Genomic DNA, 16,968 nt, shown 5'->3' on the forward strand with positions numbered 1-16,968 from the left:
AGAACCCCGAGCCGGACTTCCGGCCCAGCCGGCCGGCGTCGACCATCCGCTGCAGCAGCGGGGGAGCGGCGTACAGCGGCTCCTTGTACTCCTCGTACATGCTCTGCGCGACCGACGCCACGGTGTCCAGGCCGATCAGGTCGGAGAGCTTCAGCGGACCCATCGGGTGCGCGCAGCCCATCTCCATGCCGTTGTCGATGTCCTCGCGGCTGGCGATGCCGGTCTCGAACATCCGGATGGCGGACAGCAGGTAGGGGATGAGCAGCGCGTTGACCACGAAGCCGGAGCGGTCCTGAGCCCGGATGGCGTGCTTGCCGAGCGCCTTCTCGGCGAACAGCTGGGCCCGGCTCAGCGTGCCCTCGGAAGTGGTCAGCGCCGGGATCAGCTCGACGAGCTGCTGCACCGGGGCGGGGTTGAAGAAGTGGATGCCCACGACCTGGTCCGGGCGGGAGGTGGCCACGGCCAGTTTCACCAGCGGGATGGACGAGGTGTTCGAGGCGAGGATCGCGTCGGGCCGGGTCACGACCTGGTCCAGGACCTGGAAGATCTCCGTCTTGACCTGCTCGTTCTCCACCACGGCCTCGATCACCAGATCGCGGTCCGCGAACTCGCCGAGGTCGGTCGTGAAGTGCAGGCGGCTCTGCGTCGCCTCCCGCTCCTCCTCGCTGATCTTGCCGCGGTCGGCGGCCTTGCCCAGGGAGTTGAACAGCCGGGTACGGCCGATCTCCAGGGCCTCGCCGGTGGTTTCGGCGACCTTGACGTCGAGCCCGGCGCGGGCGCAGACCTCGGCGATACCGGCGCCCATCTGGCCGCAGCCCACCACTCCGACGCGCGCGATGTCCACCGCTGGGAAGTCCGTCACATCGTCCCTTTCGGTTCCTGCGCGGTCCGCGCAGATCTTCGGCTGTCGCAGGGCTGCCGTGTTCCGGTGCCTGCTCCGATCGTGCACGTTACCGCGAAGTATCGATGATCGATCGTGCGGGTGCGGCATTCTTGGGCCCGAGGACGGTCCGTGACGGCACGGGCCCGCGGTGTGAAGGGAAGGCCGGGGATGGGGCGCTTGACGCGGCGGGCGTTCGCGGTGGCCGCGCTGTCGACGCTGTCGGCCGGTTCCTCCGCGGCCGTGCCGCGCACCGGTCGGCACCACCGGACGGACGGGGCCGGCGGCGGGGCCGCAGGCCCGTCCGGGGAGATGCGGGGGGTGTGGCTCGCCTGCGTGGAGAACCGGGACTGGCCCTCCCGCCCCGGGCTGACGGCGGGCGCCCAGCGCGCGGAGCTGACCGCCCACCTCGACGAGGCGGTACGGCGCCGGCTCAACACCGTGATCCTCCAGGTGCGGCCCACCGCCGACGCGCTGTGGCCCTCACCGTACGAGCCCTGGTCGCAGTACCTCACCGGCACCCAGGGCGGGGACCCCGGCTGGGATCCGCTGGGCACGGCGGTGGCGCAGGCGCACGCCCGCGGACTGCAACTGCACGCCTGGTTCAACCCCTACCGGATCGCGAACCACGCGGACCCCGCGAGGCTCGTCCCCTCCCATCCCGCCCGCCTCCACCCCGACTGGGTGGTGCCCTACGGCGGGCGGCTCTACTACAACCCCGGCCTGCCGCAGGTCCGCGCCTTCGTCCAGGAGGCGATCATGGACGCGGTGCGCCGCTACCCCGTGGACGCCGTCCACTTCGACGACTACTTCTACCCGTATCCGGTGGCCGGCCGGACCTTCGACGACACCGCGGCGTACGAACGCCACGGCGGCGCCTTCGCCGACCGGGCCGCCTGGCGCCGGGACAACGTGAACCGCCTGGTCCGCGAGACGGCGGCCCGGGTCGCGCAGGTCCGGCCAGGCACCCAGTTCGGGATCAGCCCCTTCGGGGTGTGGCGCAACGCGGACAGCGACCCCGGGGGTTCCCGCACGCAGGCGGGGGCGCAGTCCTACGACGACCTGCACGCCGACACCCGCACCTGGCTGCGCGAGGGGTGGATCGACTACCTCGCCCCCCAGGTCTACTGGAACATCGGCTTCACCGCCGCCGACTACGCCGTACTCGTGCCCTGGTGGGCCCGGGAGGCCCGGGGCAGCCGGACCCGGCTGTACATCGGCGAGGCGCTGTACAAGGCGGGCGATCCGGCGCAGCCCGCCGCCTGGCGGGACCCCGCCGAACTGTCCCGGCACCTTGCGCTCGCCGCGGACCACCCGGAGGTGCGCGGGCACGTGTACTTCGCCGCCCGTGAGGTGGCGGCGGACCGGGCCGGGGCGATGGCGCGAGTGGTCGCCGACCACTATCCGCGGTCGGCGACCGCCCCGCGCCGACCGGTCACTGCTGGGGCTGCCGGCCCGGCCGGTGCCTGATCTCGCAGTCCGGGCCCGGCGACATCACGGCCTCGTGGCCGTCCGGGAAGCGGACGCGGTAGGGCGGGTCGCCCTGCGCGCCCATCACCTCCACGACTTCGGAGATCTGGTCGTGCTGACCGACCACCCGTCCGTGCTGAACGAGCTGGTCGCCCACGGATGCATGCATCTGGGCCTCCTCACCAGGATGCGGAAGCGGTGGACCGCGGTGCCGCTCCCCGCCGCGACCGCGTACCCGTGCGAGCCGCCGCGCCGGTCAGCCACGCGCCCGCTGGGTGACGGCGATGCACACGAGCACGGCCGCGGCCGTCACGGGGGCGGCCACGGGCAGCCGCTCGCCGAGCAGCAGCACCGACCACACCAGTGTGAGCAGCGGCTGGGCCAACTGCAACTGGCTCGCCCGCGGGATGCCCACGGCCGCCATGCCCCGGTACCAGACGACCATGCCCCCGAACTGCGAGACGGCCGCGACCCACAGCAGCCCGGCCACACCGTGCACGGTGGGCCGTACCGGTTCGCAGGCCAGCGCGACGGCCGCCCCGGCCACCGCGAGCGGCAGGCACAGCACCAGCGCCCAGGCGATCACCTGCCAGCCCGGGATCACCCGCGCCAGCCGACCGCCCTCGGTGTAGCCGGCCGCGCACACCAGCAGGGCCGCGAACAGGTACAGGTCGGCACCGCTCAGCGCACCCCCGCTCTGCTGCACCGTGAACGCCGCCACCGCGACCGCGCCCGCCAGCGCCGCCAGCCAGAAGGTACGCGAGGGCCGGGCCCCGACGCGCAGCGCCGACAGCAGCGCGGTGGTCAGCGGCAGCAGCCCGACGACGACCGCGGCGTGCGCGGTGGTCGAGGTGCGCAGGGCGAGGGTGGTCAGCAGCGGGAAACCGATCACCACGCCACCCGCGACGACGGCGATACCCGGCCAGTGGCGGCGCGCGGGCGGCGGCACCCGCACCGCCAGCAGGCAGCCGCCCGCGATCAGCGCGGCCAGCAGGCTCCGCGCGGCCACCAGCGACCACGGACCGAAGCTCTGCAGGCCCCAGGCGGTGGCCGGGAAGGTCAGCGAGAAGGCGAGGACCCCGAGGGCGGCCTGGAGGAGCCCGGCCCAGGGCCGGACGGGAGCGGTGCCGACCGCTATCGGAACCGGGGCGATAGCGCTACTCTGTGTTCTCATGCATGAGCGTAGCAGTGTCGGAGAGCTGGCGAACCTGCTGAGAAATGAACTGAACCGCTACTCTCCAGGTGAGAAGCTCCCCTCCAGTCGGGCACTCGTGGACCGGTACCGGGTGAGCCCGGTCACCGTCTCCCGCGCCCTCGCCCGGCTCGCGGCCGACGGCCTGGTGGTGACCCGCCCCGGCGCCGGCGCTTTCCGGGCCCGGCCCCGCACACCCGCCGAACCGTCCGGCGACACCTCCTGGCAGGAGGTCGCCCTCAGCGCCGACGGCGCCGCCGTACCCCGCTCCGCGGACGCCTCCGGCGTGACCGCTTCGCTGGCCGCGCCGCCGCCCGGCGTGATCGAGTTCAACGGCGGCTATCTCCACCCCTCCCTCCAGCCGGAACGGGCGATGGCGGCGGCGCTGGCCCGGGCCGGCCGGCGCCCCGGCGCCTGGACGCGGCCGCCGCTGGACGGGCTGCCCGAGCTGCGGGACTGGTTCGCCCGAGGCATCGGCGGCGCGGTGACCGGCGCCGAGGTGCTCATCAGCGCCGGCGGCCAGGCGGCGCTCACCACCGCGCTGCGCGCCCTCGCCCCGCCGGGCGCGCCGGTGCTGGTCGAGTCGCCCACCTACCCCGGCATGCTTGCCGTCGCCCGCTCGGCCGGCCTCCGCCCGGTCCCCGTACCGGTCGACCCGGACGGCGTGCGCCCGGCCCTGCTCGCCGACGCGTTCCGCGCGACCGGCGCCCGCGTGTTCGTGTGCCAGCCGCTGTTCCAGAACCCGACCGGCGCCGTCCTCGCCCCCGAGCGGCGCGGGGAGGTGCTGCGCATCGCCCGCCGGGCCGGAGCCTTCGTCGTCGAGGACGACTTCGTCCGCCGGCTCGCGCACGAGGACGCCGGCCCGCTGCCCCGCCCGCTGGCCGCCGACGACCCCGACGGAGTCGTCGTCCACGTCGGCTCGCTGACCAAGGCCACCTCGCCGAGCCTGCGGGTCAGCGCGCTCGCCGCCCGAGGGCCGGTACTGGAACGGCTGCGGGCGATCCAGGTCGTCGACATGTTCTTCGTGCCGCGGCCGCTCCAGGAAGCCGCCCTGGAACTCGTCGGCTCGCCCGCCTGGCCCCGCCACCTGCGCACCCTCGCCGCCGAACTGAGGTCCCGGCGCGACGCCATGACCGCCGCGCTGCGGCTGAACCTGCCCGGGCTGTCGCTGCCGCACATCCCCTCCGGGGGCTACCACCTGTGGGTACGGCTGCCCGAGGGCGCCGACGAGACCGCCTGGACCGCCGCCGCGCTGCGCGCCGGGGTCGCCACGGCCCCGGGCCGCCCGTACTTCAGTGCCGAGCCCCCGGCAGCCCACACACGGCTCAGTTTCGCGGCGGTCGCGGGGGAGGGCGAGATCGCCGAGGGGGTGCGGCGGCTGCACCGGGCCTGCGAGGAGGTGCTCCGCTGACGGCGCGGCCCCCCGGCCCCGCCGGCCGTCGACCGCGATCCGGCCCGGCCGGGTCGCGGATATCGGTTCGACCGGGCCGCGGATATCGGTTCGACCGTGGCTCCCCGAGGCTGCGAGCATCCCGCCGTGATCGACACTCCGTTCCCCGTCGTCGGACACGAGATCTCAGCACCTGCGTCCGTTCGGGCTGCGGCGCGTCCTGCTCGCCACCACCCAGGACGCGCACGGCGTGTACGAGGAGGCCGGTTTCCGGCCGCTGGAGCACCCCGAGCGGTGGATGGCGCTGGGTTCCCGGTGAGCAACCCTCGGTAACTCCTGGTCGATACCTCTTGACCTGCACAGTGAGTCGGATCACCATCCACACATGTCTGTTCGGGTCACGTTCGTCGCGGCCGCGCGCAGCTCCGCGCCGTTCGCCGAGCGCTTCGAGGACGACCGGCCCCTGGATCAGGGCGGCTGGGAGGAAGTGCAGCGCGCGGTCGGCGGTCTGCTGCCGCTCGGCTCCGCGGAGCTGCGCTACTGCTCGCCCACGCCGTGCAGCCGTGCCACCGGCGACGCGCTCGGGTACGCCCCGCTGGTCCAGCTCGCCCTGCGGGACTGCGACATGGGCCGCTGGCGCGGGATGACACTCCGCGACGCGATGGCCCGCGAGCCGCAGGCGGTGAACGCCTGGCTCGCCGATCCGCGCTCCAGCCCGCACGGCGGGGAGTCGCTGCTCGCCTTCATCACCCGCGTCGGCGGCTGGCTCGACACCCGGCCGGTCGACGACGGCGGCCGGATCGTGGCGGTGGCCGAGCCGTCCGTGATCCGCGCCGCACTGGTCTACGCCCTCAAGGCGCCGCCCCCGGCGTACTGGAACATCGACGTGCGGCCGCTGTCGACGACCACGGTCACCGGCCACGGCGGCCGCTGGAACCTGCGCCTCGACGGCGCCTGGGCTCAGCCCACGCGGGCGTAGCCGGTCGTCAGTACGAGGTCCTTGGCGGGGCCCCGGACGCGCCACACCGCGCGCCAGTGATCCGCGTCCCGCACGGTGAACTCTCCCCGGTAGAGGTCCGCCGCGCAGGGGTGGTCGGCTACGTGGTGGCCGCGGGTCAGGTCCAGGTCGTGGAAGGGCCGTCCGTCCGCGAACCGCACCTCGGCGCGTCCGGGCGTGCCGCCCGGCAGGAAGTGCAGCGTGCGCCCGGCGGGCCGTGCGACGCCCCGCCAGCGGAAGGTGCCGGACTCCCGATGCACCAGCCCGCCTGCCGCCGTCCCGGTCCCCGGCTCGAAGTCGGCGGTGCCCGTGAACCGCCCCTCGTCCCCGGTCGCCAGGTCCAGCACCGTCCGCTCCACCCGCCACCGCCCGGCCAGATGTGCCAGCACGTCGGGCACCGGCCAGAAGTCGTCCACCGAGCCGCACTCCCTCGCCGTCGTCCGCCGCCCCCATTGTCGCCCGCCCCGCCGCCGACCCCGCAGGGGGCCGCGGGACGCCCCGCGGCGGTCGCGGACCAGGCGGGTCGGGTCCCGTCGCGGCCGGTGGTCTCCGGCGCTCGCGCGACGTCGCGTGAAACCCCGGGTCAGGCCCCGCCGGCGCTCCCCCGTCCTGCCGCTCAGTCCGGTGCCGAGCCGGCCGAGTCGGCGGTCCGCCGGTCTCCGTGAGGCGGCGGGCTGCCCGCGCTGGTCGTCGAGATGGCGGCGGGCGGTCAGGCGTCGGGGTCGACTTCGGGGTGCGTGAACCGCACGGGCCTGCCCAGCGAACGGGCGTAGGCGATTTCGGCCCGGGTGCTGTCTCCGACGTAGTCGCCGACTACGAGCACCTCGTCGGCGAGCCGGATCTTCGCCCGGTGCAGATCGCCGAGTCGCACCTTCAGCGCCTCGGCCTCGACGGGATCGGACCAGAGCTCGTGCGGGGACTTCATGTCACAGCCCGGTTTGACGACAATCTTTCCGGCTTCGGTCTCCCGCAGATCGGCCTCGTTCATCTCGGTCATGAAGCGGGTGGAGCCGCAGATCACGACGATACGAGGGAGGCCCAACAGCTTCTTCGCGTCGGCGAGCTTCTCCTCGGGGGTGAGCTTGTCCTCGGGGGTGAGCTGTTGCCGGTATGACACTGGTTCCTCCCGGTGGTGTGGTCCAAGGGGTGCCTGCGGAGGCTACTTCGGTGGCTGCTCGGACGCCCTCGTGGACCGGTCGCAGGTGGGCCGGCGCCCTCGGCTCGGGGAGATTGCATAAAAGTGCATGGAAACGTATAGTCATGCTGTCCCGGAGGAGGAGTGGCATGGCGGTACGTGCGGCAGTGGCCGGAGCGAGCGGATACGCGGGCGGGGAACTGCTGCGCCTGCTCCTCGCCCACCCCGAGGTCGAGATCGGAGCCCTGACCGGCAACTCCAACGCCGGACAGCGGCTCGGCGCGCTGCAGCCGCACCTGCTGCCGCTGGCCGACCGGGTCCTGGAGCCGACCACCGCGGACACCCTCGCCGGGCACGACGTCGTCTTCCTCGCGCTGCCGCACGGCCAGTCCGCCGCCGTCGCCGAACAGCTCGGCTCCGGCACCCTGGTCGTCGACATGGGCGCCGACTTCCGGCTGCGGGACGCGGCCGACTGGGAGGTCTTCTACGGCTCCCCGCACGCCGGTACCTGGCCCTACGGCCTCCCCGAACTTCCGGGCGCCCGCGCTGCGCTGGAGGGGTCCAAGCGCATCGCGGTGCCCGGTTGCTACCCGACCGCCGTCACGCTCGCGCTGTTCCCCGCGTACGCCGCCCAGCTCGCCGCACCGGAAGCCGTGATCGTCGCCTCCTCCGGCACCTCCGGCGCGGGCAAGGCCCCCAAGCCGCACCTGCTGGGCAGCGAGGTCATGGGCTCCATGACGCCCTACGGCGTGGGCGGCGGCCACCGGCACACCCCCGAGATGGTGCAGAACCTCAGCGCGGCGGCGGGCGAGCGGGTCTCCGTCTCCTTCACCCCGACCCTCGCGCCGATGCCCCGCGGCATCCTCGCCACCTGCAGCGCCGCGGCGAAGCCGGGTGTCACCGCGGACACCGTCCGCGCCGCCTACCGCAAGGCCTACGCCGACGAACCCTTCGTCCACCTGCTGCCCGAGGGGCAGTGGCCCGCCACCGCGTCGGTCCACGCCTCCAACGCCGCGCAGGTCCAGGTCGCCCACGACGAGGCCGCCGGCCGCATCATCGCCATCAGCGCCATCGACAACCTGACCAAGGGCACCGCGGGCGGCGCCGTGCAGAGCATGAACCTCGCCCTCGGCCTCGACGAGACCACCGGGCTCACGGCCGCCGGGATCGCGCCGTGAGCGGGACGCGCCCGGCCGCCGGGCCGCAGCGGACCAGGACGCCCGTACCGGTGCCGTGCCCGGGCGGAGCAGCGGACAAGGAGACACAGTGAGCGTGACGGCAGCACAGGGGTTCACGGCGGCGGGCATCGCCGCCGGGATCAAGGAGAGCGGTGATGCCGACCTGGCCCTCGTGGTCAACACCGGGCCGCGCCGCGCGGCCGCGGGCGTCTTCACCACCAACCGCGTGAAGGCCGCGCCGGTGCTGTGGTCCGAGCAGGTCCTCAGGAGCGGCGAACTGACCGCCGTCGTCCTCAACTCCGGCGGCGCCAACGCCTGCACCGGCCCCAAGGGCTTCCAGGACACCCACGCCACCGCGGAGAAGGCCGCCGACGTGCTCGGCATCGGTGCCGGGGAGGTGGCCGTCTGCTCCACCGGCCTCATCGGCGTCCTGCTGCCCATGGACAAGCTGCTGCCCGGGGTCGAGGAGGCCGCCGCGCGGCTGACCGAGCACGGCGGGGAGAAGGCCGCCCTCGCCATCAAGACCACCGACACCGTCCACAAGACCGCCGTCGTCACCGGCGACGGCTGGACCGTCGGCGGAATGGCGAAGGGCGCCGGCATGCTCGCCCCCGGCCTCGCCACCATGCTGGTCGTCCTCACCACCGACGCCGACCTCGGCAGTGCGGCCCTGGACCGGGCGCTGCGCGCCGCCACCCGGGCCACCTTCGAACGCGTCGACTCCGACGGCTGCATGTCCACCAACGACACCGTGCTGCTGCTCGCCTCCGGCGCCTCCGGCCGCACCCCGGGCGAGGACGAGTTCACCGAGGCCGTCCGCGCGGTCTGCGACGACCTCGCCCGGCAGCTCGTCGGGGACGCCGAGGGCGCCAGCAAGGACATCCGGATCGAGGTGGTGAACGCGGCCACCGAGGACGACGCCGTCGAGGTGGGCCGGTCGATCGCCCGCAACAACCTCCTCAAGTGCGCCCTGCACGGCGAGGACCCCAACTGGGGCCGCGTGCTGTCCGCGATCGGCACCACCTCCGCCGCCTTCGAACCGGACCGGCTGAACGTCGCCATCAACGGCGTGTGGGTGTGCAGGAACGGCTCCGTCGGCGAGGACCGGGACCGGGTCGACATGCGGTACCGCGAGATCCACATCGTCGCCGACCTCGCCGCCGGCCACGACACCGCCACCATCTGGACCAACGACCTGACCGCCGACTACGTCCACGAGAACAGCGCCTACGCCTCATGAGCACCCGCAAGCACACCGCCCTGCCCAAGGCCGAGACGCTCATCGAGGCGCTGCCCTGGCTGGTCCGCCACAACGGCAGGACCGTCGTCATCAAGTTCGGCGGCAACGCCATGGTCGACGAGGAGCTGAAGGCCGCGTTCGCACAGGACGTGGTCTTCCTCCACCACGCCGGCCTCAAGCCGGTCGTCGTGCACGGCGGCGGCCCCCAGATCAGCGCCGCCCTCGACCGGCACGGCATCGTCAGCGAGTTCCGGGCCGGACTGCGGGTCACCACCGAGGACGCCATGGACGTCGTGCGCATGGTGCTGGCCGGGCAGGTGCAGCGCGAGCTGGTCGGCCTGCTCAACCAGCACGGTCCGCTGGCCGTCGGCCTGACCGGCGAGGACGCGCACACCATCACCGCCACCCGGCACCGGCCCGAGATCGACGGCGAACCGGTCGACATCGGCCGGGTCGGCGAGATCACCCGCATCGACACCGGAGCGATCTCGGCGCTGCTGGCCGACGGACGCATCCCGGTCGTCTCCTCCGTCGCCCGCTCCCAGGACGACGGCCACGTCTACAACGTCAACGCCGACACGGCGGCGGCCGCCCTCGCGGCGGCGCTCGGCGCCGAGACCCTGATGGTCCTCACCGACGTCGAGGGCCTGTACGAGGACTGGCCGCACTCCGACGAGGTGATCAGCCGCCTCACCGCTTCCCAACTGGAGAAGCTGCTGCCGGACCTCAGCTCCGGCATGGTGCCGAAGATGCGGGGCTGCCTGCACGCCGTCCGCAACGGCGTGCGCACCGCCCGCGTCATCGACGGCCGGGTCCAGCACTCGATCCTGCTGGAGATCTTCACCGACGAGGGCATCGGCACCATGGTCGTGCCCGACGAGGACACCGAGGGGGAGTCGTGAGCGACGAGACCAACCAGGACCTGACGGAGCGGTGGCAGGCCGCCCTGATGAACAACTACGGCACTCCCCGGCTGCCCCTGGTGCGCGGCGAGGGCTCCCGGGTGTGGGACGCCGGCGGGCGGGCGTACCTCGACTACGTCGGCGGCATCGCGACCAACGCGCTCGGCCACGCCCACCCGGCGGTCGCCGAGGCCGTCAGCCGGCAGATCCGTTCCCTCGGCCACGTCTCCAACCTCTTCATGGCCGAACCGACCATCGCCCTCGCCGAACGGCTGCTGCAGCTGTTCGGCCGGGAGGGCCGCGTCTTCCTGTGCAACTCCGGTGCCGAAGCCAACGAAGCCGCCTTCAAGATCGGCCGGCTGACCGGGCGGACCCGCATGGTCGCCACCACGGGCGGCTTCCACGGCCGCACCATGGGCGCCCTCGCCCTCACCGGGCAGCCCGCCAAGCAGGCCCCCTTCCGGCCCCTGCCGGGCGACGTCACGCACGTGCCGTACGGTGACGCGCAGGCGCTGGCCGCCGCGGTGACGGACGAGACCGCCCTGGTGGTCATCGAACCGATCCAGGGCGAGAACGGGGTCGTGGTGCCCCCTCCCGGCTATCTGAAGGCGGCGCGTGCGATCACCGCGGCGACCGGGGCACTCCTCGTCCTCGACGAGGTGCAGACCGGTGTCGGCCGCACCGGCCACTGGTTCGCCTACCAGGCGCACGAAGGCGTCCTGCCGGACGTCGTCACCCTCGCCAAGCAGCTCGGCGGCGGACTGCCGCTCGGCGCGGCCGTCGCCTTCGGCCGGACCGCCGACCTGCTGCAGCCCGGCCAGCACGGCACCACCTTCGGCGGCAACCCGGTCGCCTGCGCAGCCGGCCTCGCCGTCCTCGACACCATCGCGGACGAGGGACTGCTGGAGAACACCAAGCGGCAGGGCGAGCGGATCCGGGAGGGAATCGCGTCGCTGGGCCACCCGTTGGTCGGGCACGTCCGGGGCGCCGGCCTGCTCCTCGGTATCGTGCTCACCGAGCCGCTCGCACCGCAGGTGCAGCAGGCGGCTCAGGAGGCCGGACTCCTGGTGAACGCGCCCGCCCCCGACGTCGTACGGCTGATGCCCGCGCTGAATCTCCGCGACGACGAGGTGGACGCCTTCCTCGGGTCACTGCCCGGCATCCTCGACGCATGTCACGGGGACGGACGATCCGGAGATTGAGACGACGATGAGCCAGTCGCAGGACCACGGGCAGCAGGAGGCCGCCGGGCCCGCCGTGCCGCAGACCCGCACCGCCCGCCACCGCCGGATCGTGGACATCCTCAACCGGCAACCCGTCCGCTCCCAGAGCCAGTTGGCGAAGCTGCTGGCCGACGACGGACTGAGCGTCACCCAGGCGACGCTCTCCCGGGACCTGGACGAGCTGAACGCGGTGAAGATCCGCAACACCGAGGGCGACCTCATCTACGCGGTGCCGAGCGAGGGCGGGTTCCGCACCCCGCGCGCGCCGCTGGGGGAGTCGGCCAAGGAGGAGCGGATGCGGCGCCTCTCGCAGGAGCTGCTGATCTCCGCGGAGGCGTCCGCGAACCTCGTGGTCCTGCGCACCCCGCCCGGGGCGGCGCAGTTCCTGGCGTCGGCGATCGACCAGGCCGAGCTGCACGACATCCTCGGCACCATCGCCGGCGACGACACCCTGCTGCTGATCAGCCGCAACCCCACCGGGGGCCAGGCGCTCGCCGACCACCTGCTGCGGCTGGCGCAGAACGGTCAGTGAGGAACCCGGGACCGGGCCGCGCGGGGAGCGGGTCCGGCCCGGACGCGCGGCCCGCCGTCCGGCCCGCCCCGCGGGCCCGCCGCGCGGGCGTCCGTCGCGCGGGCGTCCGTCGCGGTCCCCGCCGGGCCCGCCGCATCAGCCCAGCCGGGCGGCGAGACCGCCCGTGCACCGCACCTCGTCCCCCGCGGTGATCAGCAGCCCCTCCACCTCGGGCAGCGACTCCAACCAGGCCAGCCCGGCCCGCGACCCCATCGCGAACGCCGCCGTCGCCCAGCAGTCCACCCAGGTCAGCGACGGCCCCACCACGGTGACCGCCACCAGGTCCGTCACCGCGGAGCGGCCCGTGCGGGGGTCGACGATGTGCGCGCCGCGCTCCGCCGTACCGGAGGTGGCCACCGCCAGGCGGTCCACGCCCGCCGCCGAGATCACCGCGGCCAGTCCGCCCGGCCGCAGCGGGTCGGCGATCCCGACCCGCCAGGACCGCTGCGGGCCCGGTGCCCCGACCATCTGGACGTCCCCGCCCCCGTTGACGCTGACCCCGCGCACCCCGGCCTCCGCCAGCCGCCGGGCCGCCCGCTCGACCGCCCAGCCCTTGACCACCCCGGTGGGGTCCAGGCGACCGCGGTAGCGCGTGCTGAACCAGCCGTCGCTGACCCGTTCCGCCTCCGCGCCCAGCTCCAGCACCTCGGCGACCTCGGGGTCGCACGCCGCCAGGTCCAGTTCCCCGCCCGCAAGCCGGGAGACCTGGCTGTCCTGCCGGTAGGTGCTGAACACCTCGTCGACCCGGTGCAGTTCCGCCACCGCCTCGTCGAGCGCGGCACGCACCGCCTCGTGATCCCCGCCGCGGGCGTCGAAGGAGAAGACCGTCCCCATGACCTCCTCCGCCCGGCGCACCGCGGCGGGAGCCTCCGCGGATCCCGGCACCGGCTCAGCCACCGGCCCGGTCCAGCGCCGACTGCAGCGACCGCCGGTAGCCGTCGCTGGTGTACGTGGCCCCCGACACCGCGTCGATGCCGGCGCCCTGGGCGGCCACCACCTCCTGGTTGAGCCGCGGCACCGCCATGGCGGTGACCTCGTCGCTGTGCCCGCCGCTCGGCGCCCGCACCGCCTGCGCCCGGACGATCCGGTCGCCGCTCATCGTCAGCCGGACCTGCACGGCTCCGTACTGGGTCCGCACCGCGTCGCCGGTGACGGTGGTGCCGCCGGCCGCCTGAGCACCGCCGCCGGCCGGTGCGGAGGCCGCCGCGGTCGGCGGCGGTGCCGCGCCGCCGGCCGCCTGGGCGGCGGGCTGCGGCCCGGAGGTCGGTTTCAACGACAGCAGCAGTACGACCCCGGACACGGTGGCCGCGGTCGTCAGCACGATCCGCCGCAGGGGATGGTTGTTCCTCATCGCTGTGACAGCTCCCGTGATCCTCGTGTCCGTCGCTCACATCGCGAACGACTCGTGATGGATGCGGCGGGCGGGGACTCCCGCGCCGCGCAGTGCCTCGTACACGGACTGCGCGAAGCCGGGCGGCCCGCACAGGAAGACATCATGCTCGCCGATGTCCGGCACCTTGTCCCGCAGCCGTTCCGCGGAGATGTCCGGGCGCGCCCCGTCCGGGCCGTTGATCGCGTACATCAGCCGCGCCCCGCGCTCGTCGGCGATCCGGGCCAGCTCGTCCCAGAGCGCCAGGTCCTGAGTGGTGGTGGCCCGGTACAGCAGCGTCAGGTCCCCGGCGGCGGCCGGCAGCGTCTCGAACAGCGCCCGCATCGGGGTGATGCCGACCCCGCCGGCCACCAGCAGCACCTTGCCGCGGCTGCGGCGCTGCGCGGTCAGCGCACCGTAGGGGCCCTCCGCCCACACCTTCGTGCCGGGCTCCAGATCCCGCAGGCGGCCGCTGTGGTCGCCGATCGCCTTCACGGTGATCCGCAGCAGGTCCGGGCGGGGCGCCGCGGACAGCGAGTACGGGTGGGAGCTGAACCGCATCCCCGGCGCCAGGAAGCGCCAGCGGAAGAACTGTCCGGCCTGGGCGCCCATCCGGTGCAGCCGCCGCCCGCCGATCAGCACCGACACGATGCCGGGCGTCTCCTCCACGACCGCCTCCACCCGCATGCGGTGGCGCAGGTTCAGGCGGACCGGGGTCAGCACGCGGTACCAGAGCACCAGCGCGGTGACGGTTCCGTAGAGCGCGTACCAGAAGGTCCTCGCCACGGGCTCGACGGCGAAGTCGTTGCCGGTGCTGAGCTGGTGCCAGAAGGTCAGGAACACCGCCGCGTAGGTCAGCAGGTGCACGTGGTACCAGGCGTCGTAGGGGATCCGGCGGCGCACCGCGCCGACCGAGACCAGCCCGACGAGCAGCAGCAGCCCGGTGCCCGCGGCGGCCTTGCCCAGGTCCGGCAGTCCGTTCACGGAGTCGATCGTCTGCTGCACGATGCCGGCGAGGGACCGTCCGGACTGGCGCGCGTAGCCCCACATGGTGAGCACGACGTGGGCGAGTACCAGGCAGAGGGTGTAGCGGCCGCTCATCGCGTGCCAGCGGGCCACCCGGTCGGAGCCCACCCGGCGCTCCAGCGCGGGCACCCGGGCCATCTGGAGGACGACCAGCGCCATCAGGTAGCCGGCGAGCAGGCCGGTGATGCGCCCGGCGTTCAGGATCCGGCCGGTGTCGTCCGTGACGGTCGGAGTGTCGTGCCACCACAGCCAGAGCACCGCGGCCGCGCCCGCGAGGACGGCGGCCTGCAGCGGGACGGCGGGGGAGCGGCGCGGCCGGATGCGGCGCATCGTCTGGCGGCGGGCGGCACGGCCGCCGGCGAGCGTGGTGGTCACGGTTCCTCCGTGGGGACGGGACCCTTGGCCCCCTCATACGGCCGCCGCCGGCCGAGCGTTCAGAGCCCCGCCGAGTCCAGGGCCGACTGCAGTGACCGACGGTAACCGTCACTCGTGTAGCTCGCCCCCGACACGGTGTCGATGTCCGCGCTCTGCGCGGCCAGCGCCTCCCTGCGCAGCTGGGGGATCGCGTAGCTGCTGATCTCCTGGTCGCGCCGGTTCCCCGTCGGGTAGACGACCGCGCTGACGTCGGTCAGCTTGCCGTCCTGCACCGTGACGCGCACCTGCACGGGGCCCCACCGGGTGTCGGCGGTCTCGCCGGTCACGGTCTTCGTGCCGGTCGTCTTCCCGGAGCCCCCCGTGTCACCGGACATGCCGGAGTCTCCCGAGGTACCGGAACCTCCCGAGGTGCCGGAGTCTCCCGAGGTGCCGGAGTCTCCCGAGGTGCCGGAGTCTCCCGAGGTGCCGGTGGATCCGGTGCCGTCGGTGCCGGTTCCGGCGCTGCTGCTGGTGCTGGTCGGCGCGGGGGCCGCGACGGCCGGGCCGGGGGTGGTGTGCGGTTTCATCGACAGCAGCAGCACCACACCCGAGACGGTGGCGGCGCTCGCCAGCACGATGCGGCGCAGCGGACGGGTCTTCCTCAAAGCGTGCACGTCACAGGCCTCACAGCTCGAACGACTCGTGGTGGATGCGGCGGTCCGGCACCCCGGCGGCGCGCAGCTGCGCGTACACCTCCTGGGCGAAGCCGTGCGGACCGCACAGGTAGACGTCGTGCCCGGCGAGATCGGGCACCCGGGAGCGCAGGGCGGCGGCGCTCAGATCGGGGCGGGCGCCGTGCGGGCCGTTGAGCGCGTACAGCACCCGCGCGCCGCGCCAGCGCGCGACGGCCTCCAGCTCCCCGCCCAGTGCGAGGTCCTGCCTGTTCCGCGCCCGGTACAGCAGGGTCACCTCACCGGGCAGCGTCTCGAACAGCGCCCGCATCGGTGTGATGCCGACCCCGCCGGCGATCAGCAGGGCCTTGCGCGCGGTGCGCCGGTCGGCGGTGAGGGCACCGTAGGGGCCCTCCGCCCACACCGGGGTGCCCGGCCGCAGCCGCGCCACGGCCGCACTGTGGCCGCCGAGGGACTTGACGGTGATCCGCATCCGGTCGGGCCGCGGCGGCGCCGACAGGGAGTACGGCGTGGACGTCCAGCCCAACCCGGCACCGAGGAAGCGCCAGCGGAAGAACTGACCCGGCCGGGCGTCGAGCTCGTCGAGGCGCCGTCCCACCATGACGACCGAGTAGACGCCGGGCGCCTCCAGGTGCACGGACTCCACCCGCAGCCGGTGCCGCAGGTTCAGCCGCACCGGCACCAGGACGCGGAACCACACCGCCAGCGCCGCCACACCGAGGTACAGCGCGTACCAGGCGGCGGTGGCCGCCGCGTTGCCTACGAAGTCGTTGCCCAGCGCGAGCTGGTGGCCGAAGGCGAGGAAGACGGCGGCGTAGGTGAGGAGGTGGACGTAGTACCAGAACTCGTATCCGGTGCGGCGGCGCACGGCCCGCGCCGAGATGATGCCGACCGTGAGGAGGATCAGCGTGCCGGCGGTGGCCTTGAGCATCTCCGGGTAGTCCAGGACGACGGTGACCGTCTCGTGCCAGAGCGACTGCCGGTCCTGCGCCGCGTAGCCCGCCAGGATCAGCACCACGTGCGCCACCAGCAGGGAGATCGTGTAGCGGCCGGCCATGGCGTGCCAGCGGGCGACCCGGTCCGAGCCGATCCGCCGCTCCAGCAGCGGCACCCGGGCCATCAGGCCCACGAGCACCGCGCAGGAGTAGCCGCTGAGCAGTCCGGTGATCCGGCCCGCGCCCGTGAGCCAGCCCGCCGCGCCGACCACGGAGCCGGTGCCGGACCACCACAGGGCGATCACGGCCGCGGCGCCGGCCCACAGCAGGGCCAGCAGGGGGGCGGCGTGGGTGGGACGGGCGGCCGGGGCCGCCCGGGACGCCGTCCGCTGCTCGTACACGGTGGTCATCGCG

At 74.1% G+C, this 16,968-nt stretch carries 18 protein-coding genes and 1 pseudogene; 9 read left to right on the forward strand and 10 right to left on the reverse strand.

The features are described from left to right. Positions 1–862 (reverse strand): 3-hydroxybutyryl-CoA dehydrogenase (locus ACL02U_RS25865; RefSeq protein WP_412793344.1); only part of this gene is annotated, 862 nt, incomplete at its 3' end. A 189-nt stretch (positions 863–1,051) separates the two neighbouring features. On the opposite strand from ACL02U_RS25865, the gene ACL02U_RS25870 reads away from it, so the two are divergent. Continuing rightward, entirely contained in the window at positions 1,052–2,350 is a 1,299-nt protein-coding gene (locus ACL02U_RS25870; protein WP_412793345.1) for a glycoside hydrolase family 10 protein, read from the forward strand. Here the strand turns inward: ACL02U_RS25870 and ACL02U_RS25875 are convergent. Both ACL02U_RS25875 and ACL02U_RS25880 read right to left on the reverse strand, forming a co-directional pair. Further along, the gene (locus ACL02U_RS25875) at positions 2,316–2,519 is read right to left on the reverse strand and encodes a DUF1918 domain-containing protein (protein WP_412793346.1); all 204 of its coding nucleotides are present in this window, start codon (positions 2,517–2,519) and stop codon (positions 2,316–2,318) included. The two genes, ACL02U_RS25870 and ACL02U_RS25875, sit on opposite strands and share 35 nt — an antisense overlap. Positions 2,520–2,606: 87 nt before the next feature. After that, positions 2,607–3,524: a DMT family transporter gene (locus ACL02U_RS25880; protein ID WP_412793347.1), complete on the reverse strand. Its 918-nt coding sequence runs from the start codon at positions 3,522–3,524 to the stop codon at positions 2,607–2,609. On the opposite strand from ACL02U_RS25880, the gene ACL02U_RS25885 reads away from it, so the two are divergent. The 3 genes and pseudogenes from ACL02U_RS25885 to ACL02U_RS25895 all read left to right on the forward strand — a co-directional run bounded on the left by ACL02U_RS25885 (position 3,523) and on the right by ACL02U_RS25895 (position 5,911). Then, on the forward strand, positions 3,523–4,953 hold the full coding sequence (locus ACL02U_RS25885) for a PLP-dependent aminotransferase family protein (protein ID WP_412793348.1): 1,431 nt from the start codon (positions 3,523–3,525) through the stop codon (positions 4,951–4,953). The genes ACL02U_RS25880 and ACL02U_RS25885 overlap by 2 nt on opposite strands. A gap of 166 nt (positions 4,954–5,119) precedes the next feature. Continuing rightward, positions 5,120–5,251: pseudogene (locus ACL02U_RS25890) on the forward strand (GNAT family N-acetyltransferase); the annotation flags it as partial. Between the two features lie 66 nt (positions 5,252–5,317). Then, a complete protein-coding gene (locus tag ACL02U_RS25895) occupies positions 5,318–5,911 on the forward strand; it encodes a histidine phosphatase family protein (RefSeq protein ID WP_412793349.1) in 594 nt (197 codons plus the stop codon). Here ACL02U_RS25895 and ACL02U_RS25900 read toward each other — a convergent pair. Together ACL02U_RS25900 and ACL02U_RS25905 are read right to left on the reverse strand one after the other, a co-directional pair. Continuing rightward, positions 5,893–6,345: a DUF6314 family protein gene (locus tag ACL02U_RS25900; RefSeq protein WP_412793350.1), complete on the reverse strand. Its 453-nt coding sequence runs from the start codon at positions 6,343–6,345 to the stop codon at positions 5,893–5,895. The genes ACL02U_RS25895 and ACL02U_RS25900 overlap by 19 nt on opposite strands. Positions 6,346–6,638: 293 nt before the next feature. Then, positions 6,639–7,046 (reverse strand): hypothetical protein, encoded by a 408-nt coding sequence (locus ACL02U_RS25905; RefSeq protein WP_412793351.1) that lies wholly within the window; start codon positions 7,044–7,046, stop codon positions 6,639–6,641. Positions 7,047–7,213: 167 nt separating this feature from the next. Between ACL02U_RS25905 and argC the strand changes: the two genes are divergently transcribed. The 5 genes from argC (at position 7,214) to ACL02U_RS25930 (ending at position 12,139) form a co-directional block, all read left to right on the forward strand. Then, entirely contained in the window at positions 7,214–8,242 is a 1,029-nt protein-coding gene (gene argC, locus ACL02U_RS25910) for an N-acetyl-gamma-glutamyl-phosphate reductase (RefSeq protein WP_412793352.1), read from the forward strand. An 88-nt stretch (positions 8,243–8,330) separates the two neighbouring features. Continuing rightward, positions 8,331–9,482: a bifunctional glutamate N-acetyltransferase/amino-acid acetyltransferase ArgJ gene (argJ, locus tag ACL02U_RS25915; RefSeq protein WP_412793353.1), complete on the forward strand. Its 1,152-nt coding sequence runs from the start codon at positions 8,331–8,333 to the stop codon at positions 9,480–9,482. Beyond that, complete coding sequence (argB, locus tag ACL02U_RS25920; RefSeq protein ID WP_412793354.1) at positions 9,479–10,384, forward strand: acetylglutamate kinase; 906 nt, start codon at positions 9,479–9,481, stop codon at positions 10,382–10,384. Before argJ ends, argB begins: the two co-directional genes overlap by 4 nt. Beyond that, a complete protein-coding gene (locus ACL02U_RS25925; protein WP_412793355.1) occupies positions 10,381–11,586 on the forward strand; it encodes an acetylornithine transaminase in 1,206 nt (401 codons plus the stop codon). The genes argB and ACL02U_RS25925 overlap by 4 nt, the downstream gene beginning before the upstream one ends. A 7-nt stretch (positions 11,587–11,593) precedes the next feature. After that, positions 11,594–12,139 carry an arginine repressor gene (locus ACL02U_RS25930; RefSeq protein WP_412793356.1) on the forward strand — a complete coding sequence of 182 codons (546 nt, stop codon included), beginning with the start codon at positions 11,594–11,596 and terminating at the stop codon, positions 12,137–12,139. 135 nt (positions 12,140–12,274) lie between these two features. Here the strand turns inward: ACL02U_RS25930 and ACL02U_RS25935 are convergent, their stop codons facing one another. From ACL02U_RS25935 to ACL02U_RS25955, 5 genes are read right to left on the reverse strand one after another with little or no spacing between them, the layout of a single operon-like run. Beyond that, a complete protein-coding gene (locus tag ACL02U_RS25935) occupies positions 12,275–13,012 on the reverse strand; it encodes an FAD:protein FMN transferase (RefSeq protein ID WP_412793386.1) in 738 nt (245 codons plus the stop codon). A 55-nt stretch (positions 13,013–13,067) separates the two neighbouring features. Then, positions 13,068–13,529 (reverse strand): FMN-binding protein, encoded by a 462-nt coding sequence (locus ACL02U_RS25940; protein WP_412793357.1) that lies wholly within the window; start codon positions 13,527–13,529, stop codon positions 13,068–13,070. A 36-nt stretch (positions 13,530–13,565) separates the two neighbouring features. Beyond that, entirely contained in the window at positions 13,566–14,948 is a 1,383-nt protein-coding gene (locus ACL02U_RS25945; protein ID WP_412793358.1) for a ferric reductase-like transmembrane domain-containing protein, read from the reverse strand. A 59-nt stretch (positions 14,949–15,007) separates the two neighbouring features. After that, entirely contained in the window at positions 15,008–15,601 is a 594-nt protein-coding gene (locus ACL02U_RS25950) for an FMN-binding protein (RefSeq protein WP_412793359.1), read from the reverse strand. Between the two features lie 10 nt (positions 15,602–15,611). After that, positions 15,612–16,964 (reverse strand): ferric reductase-like transmembrane domain-containing protein, encoded by a 1,353-nt coding sequence (locus tag ACL02U_RS25955; RefSeq protein ID WP_412793360.1) that lies wholly within the window; start codon positions 16,962–16,964, stop codon positions 15,612–15,614. Positions 16,965–16,968 lie beyond the last annotated feature (4 nt).

Origin of the sequence: Streptomyces sp. MS06 (assembly GCF_047200655.1) — a bacterium.
Taxonomy (GTDB): Bacteria; Actinomycetota; Actinomycetes; order Streptomycetales; family Streptomycetaceae; genus Streptomyces.

Coding starts and splice junctions, on each gene's coding strand:
- ACL02U_RS25870 (WP_412793345.1), top strand. CDS start 1,052: ATGGGGCGCTTGACGCGGCGGGCGTTCGCGGTGGCCGCGCTGTCGACG.
- ACL02U_RS25875 (WP_412793346.1), bottom strand. CDS start 2,519: ATGCATGCATCCGTGGGCGACCAGCTCGTTCAGCACGGACGGGTGGTC.
- ACL02U_RS25885 (WP_412793348.1), top strand. CDS start 3,523: ATGCATGAGCGTAGCAGTGTCGGAGAGCTGGCGAACCTGCTGAGAAAT.
- ACL02U_RS25880 (WP_412793347.1), bottom strand. CDS start 3,524: ATGAGAACACAGAGTAGCGCTATCGCCCCGGTTCCGATAGCGGTCGGC.
- ACL02U_RS25895 (WP_412793349.1), top strand. CDS start 5,318: ATGTCTGTTCGGGTCACGTTCGTCGCGGCCGCGCGCAGCTCCGCGCCG.
- argC (WP_412793352.1), top strand. CDS start 7,214: ATGGCGGTACGTGCGGCAGTGGCCGGAGCGAGCGGATACGCGGGCGGG.
- argB (WP_412793354.1), top strand. CDS start 9,479: ATGAGCACCCGCAAGCACACCGCCCTGCCCAAGGCCGAGACGCTCATC.
- ACL02U_RS25930 (WP_412793356.1), top strand. CDS start 11,594: ATGAGCCAGTCGCAGGACCACGGGCAGCAGGAGGCCGCCGGGCCCGCC.
- ACL02U_RS25935 (WP_412793386.1), bottom strand. CDS start 13,012: ATGGGGACGGTCTTCTCCTTCGACGCCCGCGGCGGGGATCACGAGGCG.
- ACL02U_RS25940 (WP_412793357.1), bottom strand. CDS start 13,529: ATGAGGAACAACCATCCCCTGCGGCGGATCGTGCTGACGACCGCGGCC.
- ACL02U_RS25955 (WP_412793360.1), bottom strand. CDS start 16,964: ATGACCACCGTGTACGAGCAGCGGACGGCGTCCCGGGCGGCCCCGGCC.